The sequence below is a fragment of the Leucobacter sp. USCH14 genome (genome assembly GCF_037619215.1).
GTDB lineage: Bacteria > Actinomycetota > Actinomycetes > Actinomycetales > Microbacteriaceae > Leucobacter.
The window spans coordinates 349,925-372,019 of sequence record NZ_JAQPZP010000001.1 but is presented as its reverse complement, the minus strand read 5'-3'; the positions used below and the strand labels follow the sequence as shown (position 1 = coordinate 372,019).

The 22,095-nt window shown below is 68.4% G+C and carries 20 protein-coding genes; 5 read left to right on the top strand and 15 right to left on the bottom strand.

What is annotated here, in order from left to right:
• Window positions 1-51: 51 nt before the first annotated feature.
• Together PQI23_RS01665 and PQI23_RS01660 are read left to right on the top strand one after the other, a co-directional pair.
• Window positions 52-867, top strand: a complete 816-nt coding sequence (locus tag PQI23_RS01665) for a M15 family metallopeptidase (RefSeq protein WP_339970938.1) — start codon at window positions 52-54, stop codon at window positions 865-867.
• The gene (locus PQI23_RS01660; protein ID WP_339970936.1) at window positions 864-1,307 is read left to right on the top strand and encodes an NUDIX hydrolase; all 444 of its coding nucleotides are present in this window, start codon (window positions 864-866) and stop codon (window positions 1,305-1,307) included. Before PQI23_RS01665 ends, PQI23_RS01660 begins: the two co-directional genes overlap by 4 nt.
• A 5-nt stretch (window positions 1,308-1,312) precedes the next feature.
• On the opposite strand, the gene PQI23_RS01655 is transcribed toward PQI23_RS01660, so the two are convergent.
• The 11 genes from PQI23_RS01655 to PQI23_RS01605 form a co-directional block, all read right to left on the bottom strand.
• Window positions 1,313-2,260, bottom strand: coding sequence for an ABC transporter substrate-binding protein (locus PQI23_RS01655; protein ID WP_339970934.1), 948 nt, complete (start codon window positions 2,258-2,260; stop codon window positions 1,313-1,315).
• Between the two features lie 54 nt (window positions 2,261-2,314).
• On the bottom strand, window positions 2,315-2,992 hold the full coding sequence (locus PQI23_RS01650; protein ID WP_339970932.1) for an ABC transporter permease: 678 nt from the start codon (window positions 2,990-2,992) through the stop codon (window positions 2,315-2,317).
• Window positions 2,989-3,684, bottom strand: a complete 696-nt coding sequence (locus tag PQI23_RS01645; protein WP_339970930.1) for an ABC transporter permease — start codon at window positions 3,682-3,684, stop codon at window positions 2,989-2,991. The genes PQI23_RS01650 and PQI23_RS01645 overlap by 4 nt, the downstream gene beginning before the upstream one ends.
• Complete coding sequence (locus PQI23_RS01640; protein ID WP_339970928.1) at window positions 3,681-4,493, bottom strand: ABC transporter ATP-binding protein; 813 nt, start codon at window positions 4,491-4,493, stop codon at window positions 3,681-3,683. The genes PQI23_RS01645 and PQI23_RS01640 overlap by 4 nt, the downstream gene beginning before the upstream one ends.
• Window positions 4,494-4,593: 100 nt before the next feature.
• Window positions 4,594-5,877 (bottom strand): diaminobutyrate--2-oxoglutarate transaminase, encoded by a 1,284-nt coding sequence (gene ectB, locus PQI23_RS01635; RefSeq protein ID WP_339970926.1) that lies wholly within the window; start codon window positions 5,875-5,877, stop codon window positions 4,594-4,596.
• Window positions 5,878-6,349: 472 nt separating this feature from the next.
• On the bottom strand, window positions 6,350-7,345 hold the full coding sequence (locus tag PQI23_RS01630) for a cation diffusion facilitator family transporter (protein ID WP_339970924.1): 996 nt from the start codon (window positions 7,343-7,345) through the stop codon (window positions 6,350-6,352).
• On the bottom strand, window positions 7,342-7,857 hold the full coding sequence (locus PQI23_RS01625) for a hypothetical protein (protein WP_339970923.1): 516 nt from the start codon (window positions 7,855-7,857) through the stop codon (window positions 7,342-7,344). Before PQI23_RS01625 ends, PQI23_RS01630 begins: the two co-directional genes overlap by 4 nt.
• A 47-nt stretch (window positions 7,858-7,904) precedes the next feature.
• Entirely contained in the window at window positions 7,905-10,487 is a 2,583-nt protein-coding gene (locus tag PQI23_RS01620; protein WP_339970921.1) for a LuxR C-terminal-related transcriptional regulator, read from the bottom strand.
• A 395-nt stretch (window positions 10,488-10,882) separates the two neighbouring features.
• Window positions 10,883-12,361, bottom strand: a complete 1,479-nt coding sequence (locus PQI23_RS01615; RefSeq protein WP_339970919.1) for a catalase — start codon at window positions 12,359-12,361, stop codon at window positions 10,883-10,885.
• 66 nt (window positions 12,362-12,427) lie between these two features.
• The gene (locus PQI23_RS01610) at window positions 12,428-12,850 is read right to left on the bottom strand and encodes a Fur family transcriptional regulator (protein ID WP_339970917.1); all 423 of its coding nucleotides are present in this window, start codon (window positions 12,848-12,850) and stop codon (window positions 12,428-12,430) included.
• A 70-nt stretch (window positions 12,851-12,920) separates the two neighbouring features.
• Window positions 12,921-13,568 (bottom strand): SDR family oxidoreductase, encoded by a 648-nt coding sequence (locus PQI23_RS01605; protein ID WP_339970915.1) that lies wholly within the window; start codon window positions 13,566-13,568, stop codon window positions 12,921-12,923.
• Between the two features lie 236 nt (window positions 13,569-13,804).
• Here PQI23_RS01605 and PQI23_RS01600 point away from each other — a divergent pair, with 236 nt between their 5' ends.
• Window positions 13,805-14,353 carry a type 1 glutamine amidotransferase domain-containing protein gene (locus PQI23_RS01600; RefSeq protein WP_339970913.1) on the top strand — a complete coding sequence of 183 codons (549 nt, stop codon included), beginning with the start codon at window positions 13,805-13,807 and terminating at the stop codon, window positions 14,351-14,353.
• Between the two features lie 87 nt (window positions 14,354-14,440).
• Here PQI23_RS01600 and PQI23_RS01595 read toward each other — a convergent pair whose 3' ends face one another.
• Complete coding sequence (locus PQI23_RS01595; RefSeq protein ID WP_339970911.1) at window positions 14,441-15,952, bottom strand: protein adenylyltransferase SelO; 1,512 nt, start codon at window positions 15,950-15,952, stop codon at window positions 14,441-14,443.
• 152 nt (window positions 15,953-16,104) lie between these two features.
• On the opposite strand from PQI23_RS01595, the gene PQI23_RS01590 reads away from it, so the two are divergent.
• Window positions 16,105-18,333, top strand: coding sequence for an MMPL family transporter (locus PQI23_RS01590; protein WP_339970909.1), 2,229 nt, complete (start codon window positions 16,105-16,107; stop codon window positions 18,331-18,333).
• Window positions 18,333-19,271: a TIGR01777 family oxidoreductase gene (locus PQI23_RS01585; RefSeq protein ID WP_339970907.1), complete on the top strand. Its 939-nt coding sequence runs from the start codon at window positions 18,333-18,335 to the stop codon at window positions 19,269-19,271. Before PQI23_RS01590 ends, PQI23_RS01585 begins: the two co-directional genes overlap by 1 nt.
• Window positions 19,272-19,344: 73 nt before the next feature.
• Here the strand turns inward: PQI23_RS01585 and PQI23_RS01580 are convergent, their stop codons facing one another.
• The 3 genes from PQI23_RS01580 to PQI23_RS01570 all read right to left on the bottom strand — a co-directional run bounded on the left by PQI23_RS01580 (window position 19,345) and on the right by PQI23_RS01570 (window position 21,954).
• Window positions 19,345-19,812 carry a MarR family winged helix-turn-helix transcriptional regulator gene (locus PQI23_RS01580; protein ID WP_339970906.1) on the bottom strand — a complete coding sequence of 156 codons (468 nt, stop codon included), beginning with the start codon at window positions 19,810-19,812 and terminating at the stop codon, window positions 19,345-19,347.
• On the bottom strand, window positions 19,799-20,215 hold the full coding sequence (locus PQI23_RS01575) for a DUF1304 domain-containing protein (RefSeq protein ID WP_339970904.1): 417 nt from the start codon (window positions 20,213-20,215) through the stop codon (window positions 19,799-19,801). The genes PQI23_RS01580 and PQI23_RS01575 overlap by 14 nt, the downstream gene beginning before the upstream one ends.
• A 92-nt stretch (window positions 20,216-20,307) precedes the next feature.
• A complete protein-coding gene (locus PQI23_RS01570; protein WP_339970902.1) occupies window positions 20,308-21,954 on the bottom strand; it encodes an ABC-F family ATP-binding cassette domain-containing protein in 1,647 nt (548 codons plus the stop codon).
• Window positions 21,955-22,095: the final 141 nt, after the last annotated feature.

The window sequence follows — 22,095 nt, the reverse complement described above, 5'->3', positions numbered from 1 at the left end:
ACCGTCGGTGCAGGGCCCGCCATCGCGCCGCTCCGCCGATAGCATGGTTCCATGCCCAGCCGACCGCTCCGAACGACCATGGCTGCGCTGACCATCGCGGCATCGGTGCTCGCACTGGCAGGATGCGCGCCCGAGCCCGACGAGGGCGCGATGAGCACCGCCCCCGCACCGAGCGCTCCCCCGGAGTCCCGCGCCGCTGCCGAGACGAGCGCCCCGGCGGGGAGCGATGCATCCGCCGACCCTCCCGAAGCGCCTGAGTTCGACCGCTCCGCCCACTCTCTCGACGACCCGATGTCGCTCTGGGTGGTCACCAACAAGCAGCGCGCTCTGCAGCCGGCCGACTTCGCACCGACCGACCTCGTGAGGCCCGAGGGCGTGGAGAACGAATTCGATCAGCCGTTGCGCGAACCAGCCGCACGAGCGGTGGAGGCCCTCGTCGGCGCGGCCGCGGCCGAGGGGCTCGATGTGCGCATCATCAGCGCATACCGCGACTACAGCACCCAAGCCGCGCTCTACGACGGGTACGTCGCTCGGGACGGGCAGGAGGCGGCTGACACCTACTCGGCGCGACCCGGCCACTCCGAGCACCAGACCGGGCTCGCCGTCGACTTCGACGACTCCGGCGCCTGCTATCTCGCCGCCTGCTTCGGGCAGACTCCCGCCGGCGTCTGGCTCGCCGAGCACGCAGCGGAGTACGGGTTCGTCGTCCGCTACCCCGACGGGAAGGAGCATGTGACGGGATTCATGCCCGAGCCCTGGCACTTCCGGTTCGTGGGCACCGACCTCGCCCAGCACCTGCGCGACAGCGGCGTCTCCACGCTCGAGGAGTTCTTCGAGCTGCCGAGCGCGCCGGGGTATGCACCATGAGCGAAGACCAGGCGGCGAAGATCATCCGCGTCAGCGCGGTGGTCATGCGCGACGCCGAGGGCCGGGTGCTCAATGTCCGCAAGCGCGGCACGACGGCGCTCATGCTGCCCGGTGGCAAGCACGAGCCGGGCGAGGCGCCGGTCGATACGGCGGTGCGGGAGTTCGCGGAGGAGCTCGGCGTGCCCCTCGAACGCTCCCGCCTTCGCGAGCTCGGGGTGTTCCGCGCGAGCGCGGCGAATGAGCCCGGCCACATCGTCGAAGCGACGGTGTTCGAGCATCCGTTGATCCCCGCCGCTCAGTCGGCCGGGCCGCAGGCGGAGATCGCCGCACTCGAATGGGTCGATCCGCGTACCGCGCGAGCCGACATGGCGCCGCTGAACACGGACCACATCTTTCCGGCGCTGAATGCCGGCCGACCGAGTGAGCGGCCGACCGGCTGATCAGCTCAGAAGGACTGGCCCTCGAGCCACTCCGCGGCGATGTCCGCTGCGGGGCGCTCCTCGTTCACGCTCTGCCCGTTGAGCTCCACGAGATCCTCCGGGGTCAGCGCCGCATTGACGTCGTTGATCACGCCTTCCGCCTGGTCATCGATCTTATCGCTCGCGATCGGCACGACGTGCGAGGCGAGGAAGATGCCCTTCGTGTCCTCGAGCGTGACGAGGTCGTTGGCGGCGAGCGAGGGGTCCGCCGAATAGATGTTGGCGAACTGGATCGCGCCATCCTTGAGCGCCTTCACCGTGAGCGGTCCGCCGCTGTCCTCGATCGGGGTGAACTGCACGTCCTCGATCCCGTAGGTCTCAGCGAGACCCTCGGGGCCGTACGGGCGGGTCTCCGCCTCGGAGTTCGAGCCGAAGGTGAGCGGATCGGTGACGTTCTTCAGATCTTCGACGGTCTCGAGATCCCACTTCTCCGCGAATTCGCGCGTGACGACGTAGGTGTCCTGATCCGTCGCCGGCGACTGCTCGAGCACGCGCAAACCCTCGGGCATCGCATCGACGAGCGCGTTGTACACCTCGTCGGAGACCCGCTCGGGGGCGTCTGCGTCGAAGTACTGCAGCAGGTTGCCCGTGTATTCGGGGAACAGGTCGATCGTGCCGCTCTCGATCTCGGGGAGGTAGACCTCGCGCTGGCCGATGCGGAACTGGCGATCGACATCGAAGCCATCGGCTTCGAGCGCCTGGGCGTAGATCTCGGCGATGATCTCGTTCGAGTAGTAGTCCTGGGAGCCGACGACGATGGCGCCGGATTCGGACGACGACGTGTCGCCGTTGCCGCCGTCTTCCGCGAGCGGGTCTCCGCTCGAGCAGCCGGTGAGCGCCGCGGTGAGCGCGATGGCACCTGCGGCGAGCGCGGCGCCCAGGCGGGCGGGGCGCAGTACTGGTCGACGTTGCATGATCGGGGTTCCTCTCGGTCGGAAGTGTTCGAAGAAACTGAGGGTTCGGAGTGGTCAGCGGGTGGCGACCGGAAGTCGCGCGATGCGCCGGGCCGCCATGCGCTGGAGGAGTGCGAGCAGTATCTCGAGCACGAGCGTCAACGCGATCACGAGCAGCGCTCCGGCGAGCATCAGACCGTAGTCGCGAGATTTCAGGCCGGCGAAGAGGTACCGCCCGAGACCGACATCGGAGGTGTACGCGGCGAGCGTCGCCGTCGAGACCACCTGCAGCGTCGCCGCGCGCACGCCCCCGATCATCACGGGCAGGGCGAGTGGGAGTTCGACGCGCATGAGCACCTGCACGGGACTGAACCCCACGGCCTTCGCTGCGGACGGGATCGAGGGCTCGATCGCGCTGACGCCCGCGTACGCACCGGCGAGCAGCGAGGGGATGGCGAGCACGATCAGGGCGAGCACCGGCGCGGCGACGCCGATCCCGAGCGCGAGCCCGAACAGCGTGAGGACGCCGAGCGTCGGCAGTGCGCGAGCCGCTCCCGCAAGTGCGCCCACCGCGCCCGCGCCACGGCGCGCGTGACCGATGATCGAGCCGAGCGGCAGGGCGATGACGGCGGCGAGTAGCAGCGCACCGAGCGCGAGCGCGAGGTGCTGCAGCAGGCGCGCGGGGATGCCCCCGCTTCCGCTCCAGCTGGCGGGGTCGGTGAGCCAGGCGATGGCGTCGACGAACAGGTTCACGCGCGCTCCCCCTCCATCGCCGGAGCCGTCGTGCGCGCGCGATCGACGGTGCGCGCGGAGACGCGCCGCGACCAGGGTGTCAGCATGCGGCCGATCGCGAGCACCGCGAAGTCGAGCAGCAGCGCCAGGAGCACCGTCGCGATGACCCCGGTCCAGATCTCTGCGAAGATGCCGCGCTGAAAGCCGTCGGTCAGCAGGGTGCCGAGGCTCGGAACCCCGATGAGCGCGCCGAGCGTCACGAGACTGATGGTCGACACCGACACCACTCGGATCCCGGAGATCAGCACCGGCACCGCGAGCGGCAGGTCGACCCGCCAGAACAGCCCCCGCCGCGCGAAGCCGATCGCGAGTGCCGCATCGCGCAGCTGACCGTCGACCGAGGCGAAGGCATCGCACGCCGTGCGCACGAGCAGTGCGACGCCGTACACGCTCAGCGCCGCGACCATGGTCTGCCAGGAGCGCAGCGAGGTGCCGATGAGCGCCGGAATGATGATGAGCAGCGGCAGCGCCGGAATCGCGTACGCGAGAGACGCGACGGACAGAAGCGGACCACCGATGCGAGGTCTGCGGAACGCGAGGCGTCCGATCGGCACCGCCACGACGATGCTGATGAGGATCGCGGGAACGCTGAGCAGCAGATGCTCGACGGCCAGTTCGAGCACGAACTCCCAGTTCGCAATCGGCCAGTTCACGACTCGAGCACTCCCACCGGGCGGCCGGCCGCATCGACGGCGAGGCGCTGCCCGGCGCTCTCGATCACGCGGAGGCGGCGCTCACCGCGATCGGCGCCCACGAAGTCGCGCACGAAGTCGCTCGCGGGGCTGCCGAGGATCTCCGCGGGGGTGCCGCTCTGCGCGATCCGTCCTCCCGCTTCGAGTACGACGACCTCCTCGCCGATGAGGAAGGCCTCGTCGACATCGTGCGTGACGAAGAGAATGGTCTTGCCGAGCTCGGCCTGCAGGCGCAGCAGCTCCTGCTGCAGCTCGCGTCGCACGATCGGATCGACGGCGCCGAACGGTTCGTCCATGAGCAGGATATTCGGATCCGAGGCCAGAGCCCTCGCCACGCCGACGCGCTGCTGCTGCCCACCCGAGAGCTGCGCCGGGTAGCGCGCGCCGAGAGCGGGATCGAGCCCGACTCGTTCGAGGAGCGCGCCGGCGGCGCGACGCGCTTCGCGGCGCGTCGTCCCCGTGAGCACCGGAACAGTCGCGACGTTGTCGGCAACAGTGCGGTGCGGCAGCAGACCCCCCTGCTGCAGGACGTACCCGATCGAGCGGCGCAGGTCGACGGCGTTGCGATCCCGCACGTCTTCGCCGTCGATGAGGACCCGACCCTCGCTCGGATCGACCATGCGGTTGACCATGCGCATCAGCGTGGTCTTACCCGATCCGGACGAGCCGACCAGCACGACCGCCCGATGGGACGGGATCGTGTAGGAGAACTCGTGCACCGCCGTGGCTCCGCCGGGGAACACCTTCGATACCCGCTCGAATTCGATCACGTCGCCCCCTCGGAGTTCGCGCCGAAGACGGCGCAGTGTCTCACCCTAGTGCTCAGGGGTCGACTGATGACAGGGCCTTGTGACCGGATCGTGCTCTGCGTTATGCCTCTGCGCGGCTCGTCGACGCGAGCGCCGCGGCGAGCGCCTCCCGCACGACGACGATGCCGCGATCGAGTTCGTCTGCCGTGATCGTGAGCGCTGGAAGGAACTTCAGCACCTCGTCGCGTGCGCCGGAGGTCTCGATCACGACGCCGCGCTCGAACGCCTCGCGAGACACCGCTGCGGCGAGCTGCGGCATCGCGGTGGAGGCGAGGCCGTACATGAGACCGCGGCCGCGCACCCTGAACTCCGCCGCCGGGAATTCGGCTGCGATTCTCTCGAGCGCGGCGCGCAGGTGCCGCTCACGCTCCGCGATCGCGTCCGTGAAGGCGCTGTCGGCCCAGTAGGTCTCGAGTGCGACCCGCGCCGAGACGAACGCCAGGTTGTTGCCGCGGAATGTGCCCGTGTGCGCGCCGGGCTTCCACACGTCGATCTCCGGCCGCATCAGCAGCATCGCCATGGGCAGGCCCGACGCGGAGATCGACTTCGACACGGTGACGAGATCGGGCACGATGCCCGACTCCTCGAAGCTGAAGAACGCCCCGCTGCGGCCGACGCCCGACTGGATGTCGTCGACGATGAGCAGGATGCCGCGCTGCTCGGTGATCGTGCGCAGGCGCTGCAGCCAGGCCGTGCCGGCCGCATTGATGCCCCCCTCGCCCTGGATCGTCTCGACGATCACCGCGGCGGGGTGGTCGAGCCCCGAGCCGGGGTCGTCGAGCATGCGCTCGAGGAGATCGAGCGTGTCGACCCCCTCGCCGAGATAGCCGTCGTACGGCAGTCGGGTGACATCGCCGAGCGAGACTCCTCCCGCGGTTCGGTACTTCTCGTTGCCGGTTGCGGCGAGCGCCCCGAGGCTGAGCCCGTGGAAGCCGTTGGTGAACGCGACGACGTTCTGCCGCCCCGTCGCCAGACGAGCGAGCTTCAACGCGGATTCCACGGCGTTGGCGCCGGTCGGGCCGGTGAACTGCATCTTGTAGTCGAGCCCTCGCGGTGCGAGCACTAGCCGCTGGAACGCTTCGATGAAGTCTCGCTTCGCCGAGGTCGCCATGTCGAGACCGTGGATGATGCCGCCGCTCTGCAGATACTCGATCAGCGCGGTCGTGAACACCGGATTGTTGTGGCCGTAGTTGACGACGCCGGCACCGCTGAAGAAGTCGAGGTACTCCCGGCCGTCATCGGCGGTGAGTACCGAGCCCCGCGCGCGTTCGAAGACGACGGGGAATGAACGGATGTAACCGCGCACCTCGGACTCGTACTGATCGAATACTGCAAGGTCGCTCATAGTTCCAGCTCTCTCTTCACCCGTCGCATCGCGCGGGGGTACCGCGCTCGTCCTCGATCCGACGCGGGGTTCTGCGTCGATCGCCTCTTACCGAGGATAGGCCGTTTCTGCTTCGGACCGAGCCAGACGGGCTGCCAAGTGCTGGAACGCGCGAGATGAGTGGAGGATTGGCCGCATCATCGCGTACGGGCGTGAACCGAGGTTCTCGAGCGGCCAATCCTCCAGCGAGGTGCACTGCACCCCTGCAGCCGCACGCCCCCAGTCGCTAGGGGGGGTGGGTGGTCCTGCGAGCGTGTGCTGCCCTGCAATACTCGCTCGACCGTGCAGCGCGGAATCGCCAACTGCGGGCCAACCCGAATCGGAGCACCGCTTTGCAGTACTCGAATCGGCGCGCTCCGTATCGCTCGCGTCCCCCGGCAGCATGTGCAGAGAACGCCTGCGCGCCTTCATCGATCCTCCAGGCATCGGGAACTCATGACCTTGCGTCGGCACTCCTCGGAAGATCGAGGTGGTCGGGAAGCGCTCCGGTCACCGCGACGACGACGTCCTGCACCTTCCAATCGAGGTCGTGCAGCGCGCGGGTGATCTCATCGGCTCGTTCTGCTGTGAATGCGTCGTCACCGGGAACGATGAACACCTCGATGTGAAACACCTGGCCTTCATCGCGCATCCGGATACCGGCCTGCGTGATCCATGCGAGCCCCCCGAGGTATTCGTGGATATCGTCGGCGAGCGGATGTCGATCCCTGTTGTCGAAGGTTCGGGCACGCTGATCCATGAGGTCTGACACTGCCGCTCTCGTGTTGCGGAAGCCGTCCCAGATGATTCCGGACGAGATGAAGATCGCGGCGGCGCCATCGAGCCACCACCACCCGATCCCCACTCCGAGGACTCCGATGATCGATGCCGCGTTCGTCTGCCAGTCCGCTTTGGCCATGTCGGCATCCGCGTACAGCAGCTTGTTGTGCAGCACGGGCGCGAGCTTCGCTTTCGCCGGGCCGTACAAGACGGGGCCGACCACGATGATCGCCATGACGATGACCATCAGCCATCCGAGCCAGACCGTGTATCCGAACAGGTTCACCGTGCCGATCGTGGGGTGTTCGGCCCGCACGATCCCGATGATCGCTTCGGCCGCGAGGCTGCCGCCTACTGCGAGGAGAGCCACCCCGGCGACCAGATGCCCGACGCTCATCGCACGATGCTTGCCGTACGGCGACTTCGGGGTGGGGCGACGGTTCATGAACAGCAGTGCGACGAAGAACGACACCTGAGGCAGGAGCGAGAGCATGTCCTCGATCCAGGCGGTCTTCATCGCCTGGGAGTTCCCGAGCACGAATGCGACCGCAGTGATCGTGACCGCCGTGTACGCGACCGTGAAGATCTGCCACCTGATCGCCTGCTTCAGCGCGGTCGCCTGCGCTTCGGGGAGCCCCTCGGCGAGACGACTGCGCATCCGATCGCTCATTGCGCCCTCCCGCTGTCGTCGATGAAGTGCTCGAAGTTCGAGACCAGCGCGTTCTCGCCGAGCGGCATCAGGGCGACGAGCTCGCCGCTGTCGCGCTCCTGCAGCGTGAACGGCCGGGAGAGGGCCGCTCGATCCGACCAGGGCGACTGCGGTGAGAAGTGACCGAAGGCGATGTCGATGCGCTGATGCTCGAGCATCTCGACGAGGGCTTCCTCGCTGCCGATCTGCCACTTCGCGTCAGCGTCGATCGACGCGGCGTACTCGCGGGCGACGTCGACGAGCGGGCCGGTCGGGGGATCGCCGCTGTCGATCAACCCCGGCTCGATGGCCAGGCCGATGCGGAGCTCATCACCCGCAGCGCGTGCGAGGGTCCCGTCAGGGTCGGATGGGATGGAGACGCCGCACCCGGTCAGCACGAGAACCGCTGCAGCGGCGAGCACGGCCTTCCAGCGACGACCGACGCGAGCGCTCGTCACCCCGCGTACAGCGCCCTTCGAGTACCCGCCGCACATACACGCATCATGGCATACTCACACGGGTTCCGAACCCGAATCCACTGCTACAGCAGGCTGATCGCGCCGAGCTTCGCCTGGAGGGAGTCCCTGCTGGTGACCCCGAGCTTGCGCATGATGCGGTACATGTGGCTGTCGACCGTTCGCACGCTCACGACGAGCCGGGTCGCGATCTCATGGTTGCTCAACCCGTTCACCGCCAGTGAGGCGACTTCCTTCTCCCGCTTCGAGAGCGCGGAGCCCAGCCCCCCGAATCGTGTCGTGTTGAAGTGGGTTCCGCTGAACCGAGCACGCAGCAGGCGCTCATCGCGGACGGCTGCATCGCGGAGCTCGGAGTTCTGCTCGTCGGCGAACAGCTCTGCGGCTCGAGCGTACGCCGTCATCGCCAGTCCGATCCGATGGTGCTTCTCGAGCATCCGAGCGGCTTCCAGCATGGCGCCCGCGTCTGCACGCACTCCGGCCTCGAGGTACCGTCCCTGGGCGCGGAGCACCACCGTCTCCGGGTGCCGGTCGAGGAACTCGAGCGTCTCGGCGAGACGACCGTCGTCCATCTTCATCTCCAACGACGCGAGCATGCCGAGCTGCGCCGCGAACACCGCTCCTCGCTCGCGCAATGCCGTCGACGATTCCCACATCGTGTTCGCCGCGCCTTCCGCATCGCCCTCGAGGAGTTCCATCTGCGCTTCCGCCCAGGCGGCGCTCTGCCCCGGCAGCGCGAGGTCTGCCGGGCTCTCGGATCGGAGCAGTTCGGCGTACTTGGTGCACAGCGCCACCTGCCCGCGCGCGGCGGTGAGGATGCAGGCCGAGACGAGCAGCGACGTGCGGCTCCCGGGCGGAAGCGGGGCGAGCTCGCCGGTCGACAGCGCCACATCGAGCAGTTCCCCTTGAGCGCGCAGATCTCCGCTGTGCAGATGAACCGCGGCGGCCGCGCCGGCGAAGGCGCGGAACGCGTGGATGTCGAGGTTCCCGCGGGCTTCGTCGAGACCGTTGTGCACGTCGCGGCTTCCGAGCTCGTACGCGCCCTGGGCCAGTAGACTCACGCCCTGCACCGAGCGCGCGGCAGCGCGTTCGCCCTGAGGATCGAGGCGGCGGAGCTCTTCGTAGACGCGGTTGCCATCGGCCAGTCTTCCCGCGATGATCAGCACTCGGAGTTGCGTCTCGAGCAGAGCGGTCTGCACGGGAAGCGGCAGGTCATCGGTGACTTCGAGCACGATCTCGAAGCCGTCGGGAACGGACCGGAAGTCGGCGAGGATGCTGATGCGCCGAGCATCGAGCATTCGGCCGTAGCTCGAGAGGTCCCGGGCGTGAATCTCCAAGTAGGCGAGCGCCTCGTCGACCTTGCCCAGCCCGTAGGCGAGCCAATCCGCTCGGCGCGAGTAGTATTCCGCACGCGCCGCGATGTCACCGCTCCGCCCATCGGTGTCGGCGAAGACGCGTTCGATGCTGGGACCGGAGGCCGCGACACCCGCCTGCGTCAGGATCTCGATGTACGCGTTGGCCGTGTGCACATCCGAGCTCCTCTCCCACTCGTACCCGGCGACGAGCTGGCGCGTCTTCAGCGACTCGCGCAGCATTCCCGCGAAGAGCGCGTCCTGCTGCTCCCCGGCGGCGTCGAGCCCGTCCCACACGTGCTCGAGCTCGAAGTTCAGCGAGGTGCTCCCGAGTGCGGAGAGAATCTTCTCCGTGAGACGAATGCGACGCGCCGAGAGAGGATCGTGCCGGAAGTAACTGGTGAAGAGGGGCGGCACCACCGAGACGTAGTTGTTGCGGCTGCCCTGCGCGAACGCGATCATCGCTCGCTCCTCGAGCACCTCCAACGTCGGCCAGTCGACGAGGGTCCGGACGGTTTCGACATCCGCGAGCCCCACCATCGCGATGGTCTCGAGCGCGTCGCGAGACGCCGCGTCGAGGCTCTCGAGGTGCATCTCCATCACCGCACGGAGAGCCGGGCTCCAGAGTTCTCCCGTCGCGACCCACGGCCCCCCATCCACCTGCGCGAGCCGGTTCTCGCGCACGGTGGCGTCCACGAGCGACAGGGCGAGACCGACGTTGCCGCCGGACTTCGTGTACAGGCGTCGCGAGGTGCCGGGTTCGATCCCTCCACCCAGATACTCGCTCATCACCGCATCGAGGTCTTCGAATCTCAGCGGGAGCATGTCGATCACGTACGTCGGAGAAAGTGTCGAGGCCGGGAGACCGCTCGGGGTGTGTCGGGCGCGCAGACCCTGCAGGCGGGAGATCACGACGGGCACTCCGGTCGTGCGTCGAACGTACTCGATCACGCCCCACGACACCTCGTCGAGATCGTCCCAGTCGTCCAAGAAGTAGGCGCATCGCCCGTTCACGACCTGCTCGGTCAGCTGGCGTCCCACCTCCTCGATCACCGCGTCGATGCGGCGGGTCGGAGACAGCTCGGCGATGCCGGCGAGAGCGATCGCCGCGAACGGGTTCTGCTTGAGCGAGGCCACGCCTCGCACGCGATGCACGGTCCATCCGCCGTCTTCGAGCCTCGAGGCGAGGGCCTGCATGAAGGCGGTGCGGCCGCTCCCCCGGCTGCCGACGACATCCACGCTCAGGCCGTTCTCGACGAGGCTCTGCGCCTTCGCCAGGCTGCGATCTCGTCCTCGCACCGGGAGATCCCCTCTCCTCATCGACCACACCGTCCGTGGCCCACGGTAACACGCGACGGAGCGAGTGCGTGAGGGCGAATATCGGTATTCGACTGGATGCGGTGCATAACTCCCCCGGTTCGTTCACTCGGCGAAGTTGAAGACTATGCGGCTGCTCGCGCTCGGGCGCGCAATCGTGACCGCTTACAGCACCAAGCCTCCGGTTTCACGCATTCTGACGCGCTCGACTCGGTACGAGGGGCCGCCCGATGCAGTACCAAAACGAAACCAGGGATACTGAGACGCACGCTCCCGTACCGGCCCGGGAACGGCGCGGGCCGGCGAGAGAATCTCCTCTCGCCGGCCCGTGCAACTGCCGCTCACCTCATCGGCGTCAGCGACTCTCGGTTGATCGTTCAGGCATCGGCTGTCGCGGCGACCGCCTCCACGCCCGCCTCGAGGTTGCGACGGAGCGCCGCACCCAGTTCGGCGTCGACCTGCGTCCAGTACCCGATCGCGCGCTCGCGGATCTCGGGGCTCTGCACGCCGCCGACCGCACCCGTGATCGTCTTCAGGAAGCGCGCCTGCGCCTCCGCGTCGAACACCTCGCGGTAGAGCGTGCCGGCCTGGCCGAAATCGTCGTCCTCAGCGTGCAGCGTCGCCGCTGTGCGCACGAGCTCGCCGTCGGACTCCCATGAGCCGGCGCCCGCCGCCGCCGCATCGGCCGTCGGCCCGCCCTTCGAGTTCGGGGCGTAGACCGGGGTGCTCGGCGAGTTGAACCCGTGGCGCTGCGCGCCGTCCTGCGAGTAGTTCGCCACGGGAGCGACCGGAGCGTTGACCGGGATCTGGTTGTAGTTCGTACCGACGCGGTAGCGCTGCGCGTCGGGGTACGAGAAGACGCGCGCCTGCAGCATGCGGTCGGGGCTGATGTCGATGCCGGGAACGGTGTTCGCCGGCGAGAAGGCGGCCTGCTCGATCTGCGCGAAGAAGTTCTCGGGGTTGCGGTTGAGCGTGTGCACGCCGACCTCGATCAGCGGGTAGTCCGCGTGCGGCCACACCTTGGTGAGATCGAACGGGTTGAAGCGGTACGTCTTCGCATCCTCGTAGGGCATGACCTGCACCGACAGCTTCCACGACGGGTATTCACCGCGCTCGATCGCGTCGTACAGATCGCGTCGGTAGTAGTCCGCGTCGGCACCCGCGATCGCCTCAGCCTCCTCGCTCGACATCTCGGCGTTGCCCTGCAGCGCGTCGAAGTGGTACTTCACCCAGAACCGCTCGCCTGCGGCGTTGATCCACTGGTAGGTGTGCGAGCCGAACCCGGGCATGTGGCGCCACGACCGGGGCAGGCCGCGGTCTCCCATGAGGTAGGTCACCTGGTGGGCCGACTCGGGCGAGAGCGTCCAGAAGTCCCACTGCATGTCGGCGTCGCGCAGGCCCGAGCCGGGCAGGCGCTTCTGCGAGTGGATGAAGTCGGGGAACTTGATGCCGTCGCGGATGAAGAACACGGGGGTGTTGTTGCCCACGATGTCGTAGTTGCCCTCGGTCGTGTAGAACTTGACCGAGAAGCCGCGCACGTCGCGCCAGGTGTCGGGCGACCCCTGTTCGCCGGCGACGGAGGAGAAGCGCTGCACGGTCTCCGTGCGTGCGCCGGGCTGGAAGACGGCAGCACGCGTGTAGGCCGAGACGTCGCCCGTGACGACGAACTCGCCGAACGCGCCGCCGCCCTTCGCGTGCACGATGCGCTCGGGAATGCGCTCCCGGTTGAACTGCGCGAGCTTCTCGACGAGGTAGCGATCGTGGAGGGCGATCGCACCATCGCGGCCTGCGGCGAGTGAATGCTCGTCGCTCGCGACCGGCGTGCCGGTCTGGGTCGTGGTATCGGGTGTACTCATGTTGCTCCTCGGGAGTTCGCGCAAGACGGATACCGCTCCGGGGCCGGAGCGAACGTGCGTATTCGGCTATGCGGCCGAGGCGGCGCAATCGGGGCAGATACCCCAGAACGTCACCTCGGCGGTCTGTACGGTGAAGCCCCCCGTCTCCGACGGGGAGAGGCACGGCGTGTGACCGACAACGCAATCGACATCGGCGATCGCTCCGCACTGGGAGCACACCACGTGATGATGGTTGTCGTTCACGCGCCGCTCATAGAGCGCCGCGGATCCAGCCGGTTCGACTCGGCGAGTGAGACCCGCCGCCGTCAAATCGGTCAGGATGTTGTGCACCGATTGAATCGACGTCGTCGGCAGCGCACTCGCGACCACTCGGAACACATGGTCTGCATCCGAGTGAGGCATGGAGACGAGCGCGTCGAGCACGGCCACGCGACCCGCCGTGGCCCGCAGACCCGCGTTCCGCAGCGCGCGCTCGGTGCTCATCTCCATGTCATCCACAGTAGCTCGTTATTTTGAGCAATTCAAATCTACGAGCGCAACTCGCTCGCCCGGGCGATCATCAGGCGGAGCGAACCGCCTCGGCGATGGGGGTCTCACCCGAGTTGAATCGGATCGTGCGTCGCACCGTGCTGTCGTCGGCCAGCACCGCCGCGATCGTCGCGGCGACGTCGGCGCGCGCCACCGTCGACGCCTCGTCGGCCCCGACGTCGATCGCGCCCGTTCCGGGGTCGAGCGTCAGCCCGCTCGGGCCGAGTACTGTCCATGCCAGCTGCGACTCCCGCAGGTACTCGTCCGCCTGCGACTTCGCCTCCGCATAGGTGAAGAACGTGTTCTCGGGGTCGACGCCGTGATCTCGAGAGGCCCCGAAGTACGACACCATCACGTAGCGCTCCACCCCGGCGCGAGCCGCGGCGTCCATGGTGCGGATCGCGGCATCCCGGTCCACAGCGATCGTGCGGGCCGCATCGCCGCCGCCCGCTCCCGCCGACCAGACGACGGCATCGTGGCCGGTGATCACCTCTGCGAGCTCATCGACATCGAGCTGCTCGATGTCGACCACGCGCGGCTCCGCGCCCGCGGCGCGAACGTCCTCGACCTGGTCAGGGTTGCGGATCACCGCCGTCACCGAGTCTCCGCGCTCTGCGAGCAGCGGCTCCGTCAGGAGAGCGATCTTGCCGTGTCCACCGAAAATGATGATGCGTGCCATGCGTTCCACACTACGCTGACGAAAAGCGCGTTTCTCCAGCAGCGGACAGCGCCGGCGCCCACCGCACGAGCGTCTGCGCGGAAGCACGTGATCGCGCCGCAGCGCGCACGTCTAGCGGCCCGCTCCGCGCCGTGCAACGGGGTGCCGCTCAGCGGCGACGTCGACCAGTCTGGAGATGTCGGCTCGGAAACCGGGTCTCGACGGACAACGAACTCCCGAACCCAGGAGGTATTTTCATGTCACATCTCACCGGCAAGCGCGTCGCGGTTCTCGCTACCGACGGCTTCGAGGATTCAGAGCTCACCGAACCCATCTCAGCGGTGCAGGAGCACGGTGCGGAAGTCACCGTGGTCTCCACGAAGACCGGTTCGATCACCGGCAAGAACGGTCACGAGCAGGAGGTCTCCCTCACGTCGGCCGATGCAAGCGCCGATGATTTCGACGCCCTCGTGCTACCGGGCGGTGTCGTCAACGGCGACCAGATCAGGCTCGACGCCGACGCCGTCGCCTTCACGAAGGATTTCTTCGCGCAGCACAAGCCGGTCGGCGCGATCTGCCACGGCGGCTGGATCCTCGCCGACGCCGATGTGCTGCAGGGGCGCACGGTGACCTCGTACGCCAGCCTGCGCACCGACCTGCAGAATGCGGGTGCGACGTGGGTCGACGAGGAGGTCGTGGTCGATCAGGGCCTCGTGACGAGCCGTACGCCCGATGATCTCCCGGCGTTCAACGCGAAGCTGGTCGAGGAGATCGGCGAAGGCAAGCACCCCGGCCAGACGGCGTAGCAGCGCGCCGTGAGCGCAGCGGCGATGCCTCCCGAAGTGCGGGTGGCATCGCCGCTTCGTCGTCGGAGAGGAAACGCGACGAAGACGTCATGTTCCGCAGAACGTGACGTGAGCCGGGCCGCCCTCCGGCGCAGGCCTTTCGTATCGCTCGCGTCCCGCCTGCTCCTCGAACGGTCGCGAAAGCACATCGACGAGACTCGAGAAGGGCGCGAGATCTCCCTCATCCGCAGCCGCGAGCGCTTCCTCGACGAGGTGGTTGCGGGGGATGTAGATCGGGTTCATCCGATCCATCGCAGCTGCGTCCGGGCCGGCATCGAGCCAGCGCTGCACCCAGGCCCCGGACCCGTCGGTGCGAGGCAGTACCGCGTCGAGCGGGCCGAGGTCGCCCTCGGCGGCCCGCCCGAGCGCGCGGAAGAAGCTCGTGTAGTCGATGCGGTGCCGCTGCAGATCGGTCAGCATCTCGGCGGTCAGCTCGGCGAACGCACCATCATCGCCGGAAGCGTGGGATGCGGATCCCGCCAATCCGAGCTTCTCACGCATCCCCGCCGTCCAGGCGTCGTTGTACAGGGCTCCGAAGCGATCGAGCGATGACACCGCCATCGATTTCGCCACGTCGACATCGGGGTCGAGCAGCGGGAGCAGCGTCTCGGCGAAGCGGGTGAGGTTCCAGAGCGCGATCGAGGGCTGGTTGCCGTAGGCGTAGCGCCGCTGCAGGTCGATCGAGCTGAATGAGGCCGCCGGGTCGAACGCGTCGATGAACGCGCACGGTCCGTAATCGATCGTCTCTCCCGAGATCGTCATATTGTCGGTGTTCATCACTCCGTGCACGAAGCCGATCAGCACCCAGTGCGCCACCAATCGGGCTTGCGCGGCGATCACAGCGTCGAGCAACGCGGCGTATCGGTTCGGGGCTTCGGCCAGTTCCGGGGCGTGGCGCTCGATCGCGTAGTCGGCGAGACGCGTGAGCGCTCCCGGGTCGCTCAGACCTCGCGCGAACTGGAAGCTGCCGACGCGCAGATGACTGCTCGCAACGCGCGCGAGCACTGCGCCGTCGAGCAGTTCGCCGTCGCGCGGCATTCTCCGCCCCGTCGCGACGACGCCGAGCGCGCGTGTCGTGGGCACGCCGAGTGCGGCCATCGCTTCACCCATCAGATACTCGCGCAGCATCGGTCCGAGCGCGGCGAACCCGTCGGCTCGCGCGAACGGCGTGCGGCCCGACCCCTTGAGGTGCAGGTCCCGCAACCGCCCTGACGAGTCTCGCATCTCTCCCAGCAGCAGCGCGCGCCCGTCGCCCAGCCTCGGGGAATACCCGCCGAACTGGTGCCCGGCGTAGGCCTGCGCGACGGGCCCGCTCCCCTGCGGCAGCGCGTTTCCCAGGAGAAAGCGAACCCGAGCGGATCCGGTGAACCGACCCGAGTCGATGCCGAGCTCCTCGGCGAGCGCGTCGTTCCAGACGAGCAGGCGCGGTTCCTCCGGATGGAATGCCCGCCAGGGCACCGACAGCTCGGGAAGGCGGTCGGCGAAGTCGTGCTCGAGCGCGATTCCCGCCGATTCAGGAAGGACATCGACGGCCGGGGGTGCGAGAAGCGCATCTGACATGCAGCGAGTCTACGGATCGCCCGCGTCGCGCCAACGGGGTGGACACGCGCGACTCCTCGTGGCACGCGAAGCGCGCGACTTCCCGTTTCACCGCAGACGCGCTACAGTTTTACTAGCTTAGCTAGATACTTTCTTTGGGAGATAGTAGAAAAATGTCTCAACGTCATCACGGGCCGACCCACGCCGCAGCTCCCCCCGGGGCGGCTCACGCGAACCCGCCCGCAGCCCGCCGCCCCCGACGGCGCTGGCTGCGGATCCTTCTCCCGGCGGTGCTCGTCGTGCTCTGGTTCGCGGGCGCCGGCGCGGGCGGCCCGCTGTTCGGCAAGGTCGACGAGGTGTCGTCGAACGACCAGACGACGTATCTCCCGTCCTCCGCCGACGCTACCGCGGTGCGAGACGTGCAAGACGAGTTCCTCGGGAGCGATTCGATCCCAGCCATCGTCGTGTTCTCGTCGAACGACGGCGGGGAACTCGCGGACGATCAGCTGAGGGCGATCGACGCAGCGGCGAGCGATGCGGCGACCCTTCCGGGAATCGGCGACGAGAGCTCGCCCGCCATCCCATCGGAGGACGGCCGGGCGGTTCAGCTCTTCGTGCCCATCGACGCCGATGCCGAGGTCACCGAGGTCGTCGAGCACCTCGGTGAAACCCTGCGAGCAGACGCCCCCGAGGGCGTCGACGTGCACGTCACCGGCCCGGCGGGGTTCACCGCCGACCTCGCTGCGGGCTTCGCCGGCATCGACGGGATCCTGCTGCTGGTGGCACTGCTCGCGGTGCTCGTCATCCTCGTCATCGTCTACCGCTCGCTCCTCCTCCCCCTCATCGTGCTCAGCACGAGTCTCTTCGCGCTCTGCGTCGCGCTCTTCGTCATCTGGCATCTCGCCGACGCCGGCGTGCTCCTGCTCAGCGGGCAGACGCAGGGCATCCTCTTCATCCTCGTGATCGGCGCGGCGACCGACTACTCGCTGCTGCTCGTCGCCCGCTTCCGCGAAGAACTGCGAGTGGCGCAGGATCGCGGAGCCGCGATCATCGCCGCCATCAAGGGCTCGTTCGAGCCGATCCTCGCCTCCGGCGGCACCGTCATCGTCGGGTTGCTGTGCCTGCTGCTCAGCGACCTGAAGTCCAACAGCACCCTCGGACCGGTGGCCGCGATCGGCATCGTGTTCGCGATGCTCGCCGCGCTCACGCTCCTTCCCGCGCTGCTGTTCGCATTCGGCAGAGCCGCGTACTGGCCGCGGCGGCCGAAGTTCGAGCCGGAGCTCGTCGCGGCGGAGAACGGCATGCCCACCCGCGGGCTGTGGCGGCGTCTCGCGGAAGTGATCCGCCGCCATCCGCGTCCCATCTGGATCGTCACCACGGTCGTGCTCGCGCTGGGAGCGGTCGGGGTGACGCAACTGCAGGCGAGCGGCATTCCGCAGTCCGACCTCGTGGTGGGCCAGTCGGAGGCGCGCGACGGCCAGGCCGTGCTGGGCGAGCACTTCCCGGGCGGTTCGGGCAGCCCGGCCTACATCCTCGTCGACGAGGATCGCCTGCAGCAGACCGCCGACACCGTGCTCGCGCACGACGGCATCGACAGCGTCGCCGTCACGGCGGAGAGCTCGCCGAGCGGCACGGTGCCCGTGACGGAGGACGGACTGCAGGCCTTCGGCCCTCCCGGCACCCCCGCGCCGGAACCGACGGTCGAGGACGGCAAGGTGCTGTTGCAGGCGACGCTCTCGGACGCCGCCGATTCGGACGCCGCGGCTGAGACGATCACGAGCCTGCGCGGCGAACTCGAGGGGACGTCGGCGCTCATCGGCGGTGTGACGGCGACCGCGGTCGACACCAACCAGGCGTCGATCCACGACCGCAACCTCATCATTCCGCTGGTGCTGGTCGTGATCCTCGTGATCCTCATGCTGCTGCTGCGATCCATCCTCGCGCCCGTGCTGCTCATCCTCACGACGGTGCTGTCGTTCGGCACCGCGCTCGGCGTGGCGGCGCTCGTCTTCAACCACGTGCTCGACTTCCCGGGCGCGGACCCGGCGGTGCCGCTCTACGGCTTCGTCTTCCTGGTCGCCCTCGGCATCGACTACAACATCTTCCTCATGACCCGCGTGCGCGAGGAGTCCCGCCTGCACGGCACGCGCGAGGGCATTCTCCGAGGCCTCACGATCACCGGAGGCGTCATCACCTCCGCCGGCCTGGTGCTCGCTGCGACATTCGCCGCGCTCTCGGTGATCCCGATTCTGTTCCTCGTGCAGATCGCGTTCATCGTGGCGTTCGGAGTGCTGCTCGACACGTTCATCGTGCGCTCCCTCCTCGTGCCGGCGCTCTCCACCGACATCGGCAGGGCAATTTGGTGGCCTTCGAAGCTGTCGCGCACCGAGAATGGTGAGTGATGAACACCTCCGATATCGCATCGCAGCCCGTTGCAGCGCGCCCGCGCGTCGTGGTCAGCGGCGCCTCCGGCCTGATCGGAGCAGCGCTCGTCCGTTCGCTCGAGGCCGACGGGGTCTCTGTCACGCGCCTCGTGCGTCGAGCACCGCGCCGCCCACGGGAGGTGGAGTGGCGGCCGGGCACGGCTGCGCTGGACCCCGCGATCCTCGCGGGCGCTCGGGCCGTCGTGTGCCTGAACGGCGCGAGCATCGGCAGACTGCCCTGGACGCGCGCCTACCGAGATACGCTGCTCGCCTCCCGGATCGCGCCGACTCGCACCATCGCCGCCGCCCTCCGCGAGCTCGGCACCGACGCACCCCCGCTGCTCAGCGCATCCGCCGTCGGGTACTACGGCGACCGCCCGAACGAGCGCCTCTCGGAATCGAGCGGCCCCGGGAGCACGTTCCTCGCGGACGTCTGCGTCGCTTGGGAATCTGCGGCACGCGAGGCGGGCCCCGGCGTCCGCGTCGTGCTGCTGCGAACGGCTCCGCTGATCGAGCGGGGCGGCGTGCTGAAGCCTCTGCTCCTCCTGACTCGGCTCGGCCTCAGCGGGCCGCTCGGCGGGGGTGAGCAGCACTGGCCGTGGATCTCGCTCACCGACGAGGTTCGCGCGATCCGGCACCTCATCGACAGCGATGTCTCGGGTCCGGTGAATCTCACCGGCCCGACCCCGGCGACGGCCAACGATACCGGGTGGGCGCTCGCGAGAACCCTTCGCCGCCCGTTCCTCGTACCGGCTCCGTCGTGGGCCCTGCGCCTCGCGCTCGGACGGGATGCCGCCGATTCCCTTCTGCTCTCGGATGCGGAGGTCGCCCCGGACGCGCTCCTCGCCTCCGGGTTCCGATTCACGCATCGCACGGTCGAGGAGGCGGTCGACGCCGCGCTCGCCCGCGATCACTGATCGTCGGTGCTCGACGCGCAGCGGACGTGCGGGCCGACGGTTCGGCCGGTGGATCACGCAGCTCCTCTGCGCATCACACCTCGTCGTCGCGGTCGATCGCCGACCCCATCGCGCGGAATGCGCGCTCGGCGACCGCGAGCTCAGCGGTCGAGAACTGCGTCATCGCTTCGCGCATGGCTGAGAGCTGCGGCCCGAAGCGCCGGAAGAACTCCTGCCGGGCCGCGTCCGTGAGTTCGATCACGCGCGCTCGACGATCGCTCGGGTGGGGAGCACGGCGCACGTGCCCCGACTGACTCAAGCGATCGAGCAGCTTCGTCGTCGACGCCGTGGAGATGCGCAGATGCGCCGAGAGATCGCGCGGACTCACCGGCCGACCCTCCTCCTCGCGAATGATCAGCAGACGCAGTGCGGCGAGGTCGGTGGCGTTCATCCCCATGCCCTGCTTCATGCCGGCCGACATGCGGTCGTGGGAGTCCCCGAATCCGCGCACCGCTCGCATCACCGCGAGTACGTGCGCGTCGCGCGACTCATCGCCACGCATCGGTCGCCATCGCATCTCCGAAGGCGAGAGCGGCGAGCAGCACGAGTATCGCGAGCAACGGGATCGCTCCCTGCTTCACCGCAGCCCCGCGCTTGTCGGGCGAAGACAGCAGGAGCACCACCGCCGCCGCGAGCATCGAGCCTACGCCGGCGAAGACCAGCGCGTATCCGGCGGCGTGATCCGCAACGAGCGAGATCGCGACACCGACGAGCGTCACCACCGCCAGGAACAGGTTGTAGAACCCCTGATTGAACGCCATCTCCTTCGTGGCCTCCGCCTGCTGCGCGCTCAACCCGAACGTGGCGCGCGTCTTCGCACGCGTCCAGGTGATGGTTTCCATCCAGAAGATGTACACGTGCAGCAGCGCGGCGAGCACAGCGAGTATCAACCCGAAGACGGTCATGCTGACTCCTATCCACCTGCGCCGACACCATCCGTGTCGGGACTCAGACTACCGACGTTCGCGTTACCCGGAGCGATGCCGCACACCACCGGTCACTCGGGCAGTTCGCCTCGCTGCCGAAGCACCCCGTCCGCACCCACCTCGATGACCGTGTCGATGCCGATGCTCTCGAAGAACGCGATGTCATGGCTGACGACGAGGATCGCGCCGCGGTATGCGTTCAGCGCGTCCGCGAGCTGGGCGACGCTCGCCAGGTCGAGGTTGTTCGTCGGCTCATCGAGGATGAGCAGATGCGCGGGCGGATCGGCGAGCAGCAGACGCGCGAGCGAGACCCGGAAGCGCTCCCCGCCCGAGAGCGTGCAGACCGGTCGATCGGCAGCCGAACCTCGCAGGAGGAGTCGGGCGAGTCCGTTGCGAACATCACCGGCGGGAGCGCCGGGCGCGACCTCCCGCACATTCTCGACCGCGCTCGCATCTTCGGCGAGTCCATCCAAACGCTGCGGGAGATATCCGAATCGATCGGTCAGGATGCGCCCGGACGGCGCCGAAGACCCCGAAGATCCCGAAGGCCGCGAGGTCTCCGATGGCTCCGCATCGCCGCTCGTCTCCACCATGCGCTCGAGCAGGGTGGATTTGCCCGTGCCATTCGCGCCGACGAGTGCGACGCGCTCAGGTCCCTGCACCACGAGCATATGGTCGGCGCCGTCGAACTCGACGAGTCGCCTTCCGCGGGGCACTGCGGGGTCCGGCAGATCGACGGAGATGCGCTCGTTCCTGCGCACGCGCGCGTCGGCGTCGTCGACCGCGGCCTGCGCGGCTCGCACCTGTTCGTCGAGCGTCGTGCGGAGCGACCCCGCCGAGACCTGCGCGTTGTTCGCGCGCCGTCCGGCGAGAATCTTCGGGATGCCGCCGCTGAGCTGCGTCTTGCGGCCCGTGCGTTCGCGGCGCGCGAGCTTCGTCTCGGCTTCGACCCGTTGCCGCTTCTCGACCTTCAGCGCCTGCTGCGCGGCCCGCGCAGCCTGTTCGGCCGCGACTTGTTCGGCCTCCTGGTGCTCCCGCCATGCGCTGTACGGCCCCCCGAACGTGGAGAGCGCGCCGTCGTGGAGCTCGGTGGTGTGGTCCATGCGCTCGAGCAGTTCGACATCGTGGCTCACGACGACGAGCGCTCCCGGCCAGTCGTCCACGAACTCGCCGAGACGCGCTCGCGCCGTGCGGTCGAGGTTGTTGGTCGGTTCGTCGAGCAACGTGATCGGGGCTCGACGCAGTCGCAGGCCGGTGATCGCGATGAGCATCGACTCTCCGCCTGAGACGGTGGCGACGCTGCGGTCGAAGTCGGCGGACGAGAAGCCGATGCGATCCAATGCCTCGTCGGCTCGAGCCTCGATATCCCAATCGTCGCCCACGGCGTCGAAGTGGCGCTGGTCGACGTCGCCGCCCTCGATGGCGCGAAGACCGGCGAGCGTGCGGTCGATGCCGAGGAGCGCGGCGACCGTCGTGTCGCTGTGCAGGGTGAGGAGCTGCGGCAGAGTGGCGACGTCTCCGCTGGTGCTGACGGCGCCGGAGGATGGGGGCAACGTGCCGGCGATCAGCCGGAGCAGCGTCGACTTGCCGCTGCCGTTCCGTCCGATCAGGCCGGTGCGCCCCGTCGAGAACGTGCCCGAGACATCGTTCAGGGCCGGGGTTCCATCTGGCCAGACGAATGAGAGTCGGTGCAGAGAAATGGCTGAGGAGAGAGACATACGAGCTCGATTCGGGTCGGCTCAGCGCCGAGAATCGCGAATGGCGGCCGAGCGGAGTGCAGAGGGATCTCGCCGGGCCCGCTCGACACTCAGCGGCGTCGTGCGGCGGATGACGTTCTGTCGACCTCGATATCCATGTGC

What these genes read in the sequence shown, in the direction of transcription:
- PQI23_RS01600 (WP_339970913.1), top strand. Translation starts at nt 13,805, where the DNA reads ATGTCACATCTCACCGGCAAGCGCGTCGCGGTTCTCGCTACCGACGGC.
- PQI23_RS01605 (WP_339970915.1), bottom strand. Translation starts at nt 13,568, where the DNA reads ATGGCACGCATCATCATTTTCGGTGGACACGGCAAGATCGCTCTCCTG.
- PQI23_RS01660 (WP_339970936.1), top strand. Translation starts at nt 864, where the DNA reads ATGAGCGAAGACCAGGCGGCGAAGATCATCCGCGTCAGCGCGGTGGTC.
- PQI23_RS01665 (WP_339970938.1), top strand. Translation starts at nt 52, where the DNA reads ATGCCCAGCCGACCGCTCCGAACGACCATGGCTGCGCTGACCATCGCG.
- PQI23_RS01575 (WP_339970904.1), bottom strand. Translation starts at nt 20,215, where the DNA reads ATGACCGTCTTCGGGTTGATACTCGCTGTGCTCGCCGCGCTGCTGCAC.
- PQI23_RS01590 (WP_339970909.1), top strand. Translation starts at nt 16,105, where the DNA reads ATGTCTCAACGTCATCACGGGCCGACCCACGCCGCAGCTCCCCCCGGG.
- PQI23_RS01615 (WP_339970919.1), bottom strand. Translation starts at nt 12,361, where the DNA reads ATGAGTACACCCGATACCACGACCCAGACCGGCACGCCGGTCGCGAGC.
- PQI23_RS01625 (WP_339970923.1), bottom strand. Translation starts at nt 7,857, where the DNA reads ATGTGCGGCGGGTACTCGAAGGGCGCTGTACGCGGGGTGACGAGCGCT.
- PQI23_RS01610 (WP_339970917.1), bottom strand. Translation starts at nt 12,850, where the DNA reads ATGGAGATGAGCACCGAGCGCGCGCTGCGGAACGCGGGTCTGCGGGCC.
- ectB (WP_339970926.1), bottom strand. Translation starts at nt 5,877, where the DNA reads ATGAGCGACCTTGCAGTATTCGATCAGTACGAGTCCGAGGTGCGCGGT.
- PQI23_RS01585 (WP_339970907.1), top strand. Translation starts at nt 18,333, where the DNA reads ATGAACACCTCCGATATCGCATCGCAGCCCGTTGCAGCGCGCCCGCGC.
- PQI23_RS01630 (WP_339970924.1), bottom strand. Translation starts at nt 7,345, where the DNA reads ATGAGCGATCGGATGCGCAGTCGTCTCGCCGAGGGGCTCCCCGAAGCG.
- PQI23_RS01595 (WP_339970911.1), bottom strand. Translation starts at nt 15,952, where the DNA reads ATGTCAGATGCGCTTCTCGCACCCCCGGCCGTCGATGTCCTTCCTGAA.
- PQI23_RS01655 (WP_339970934.1), bottom strand. Translation starts at nt 2,260, where the DNA reads ATGCAACGTCGACCAGTACTGCGCCCCGCCCGCCTGGGCGCCGCGCTC.
- PQI23_RS01580 (WP_339970906.1), bottom strand. Translation starts at nt 19,812, where the DNA reads ATGCGTGGCGATGAGTCGCGCGACGCGCACGTACTCGCGGTGATGCGA.
- PQI23_RS01570 (WP_339970902.1), bottom strand. Translation starts at nt 21,954, where the DNA reads ATGTCTCTCTCCTCAGCCATTTCTCTGCACCGACTCTCATTCGTCTGG.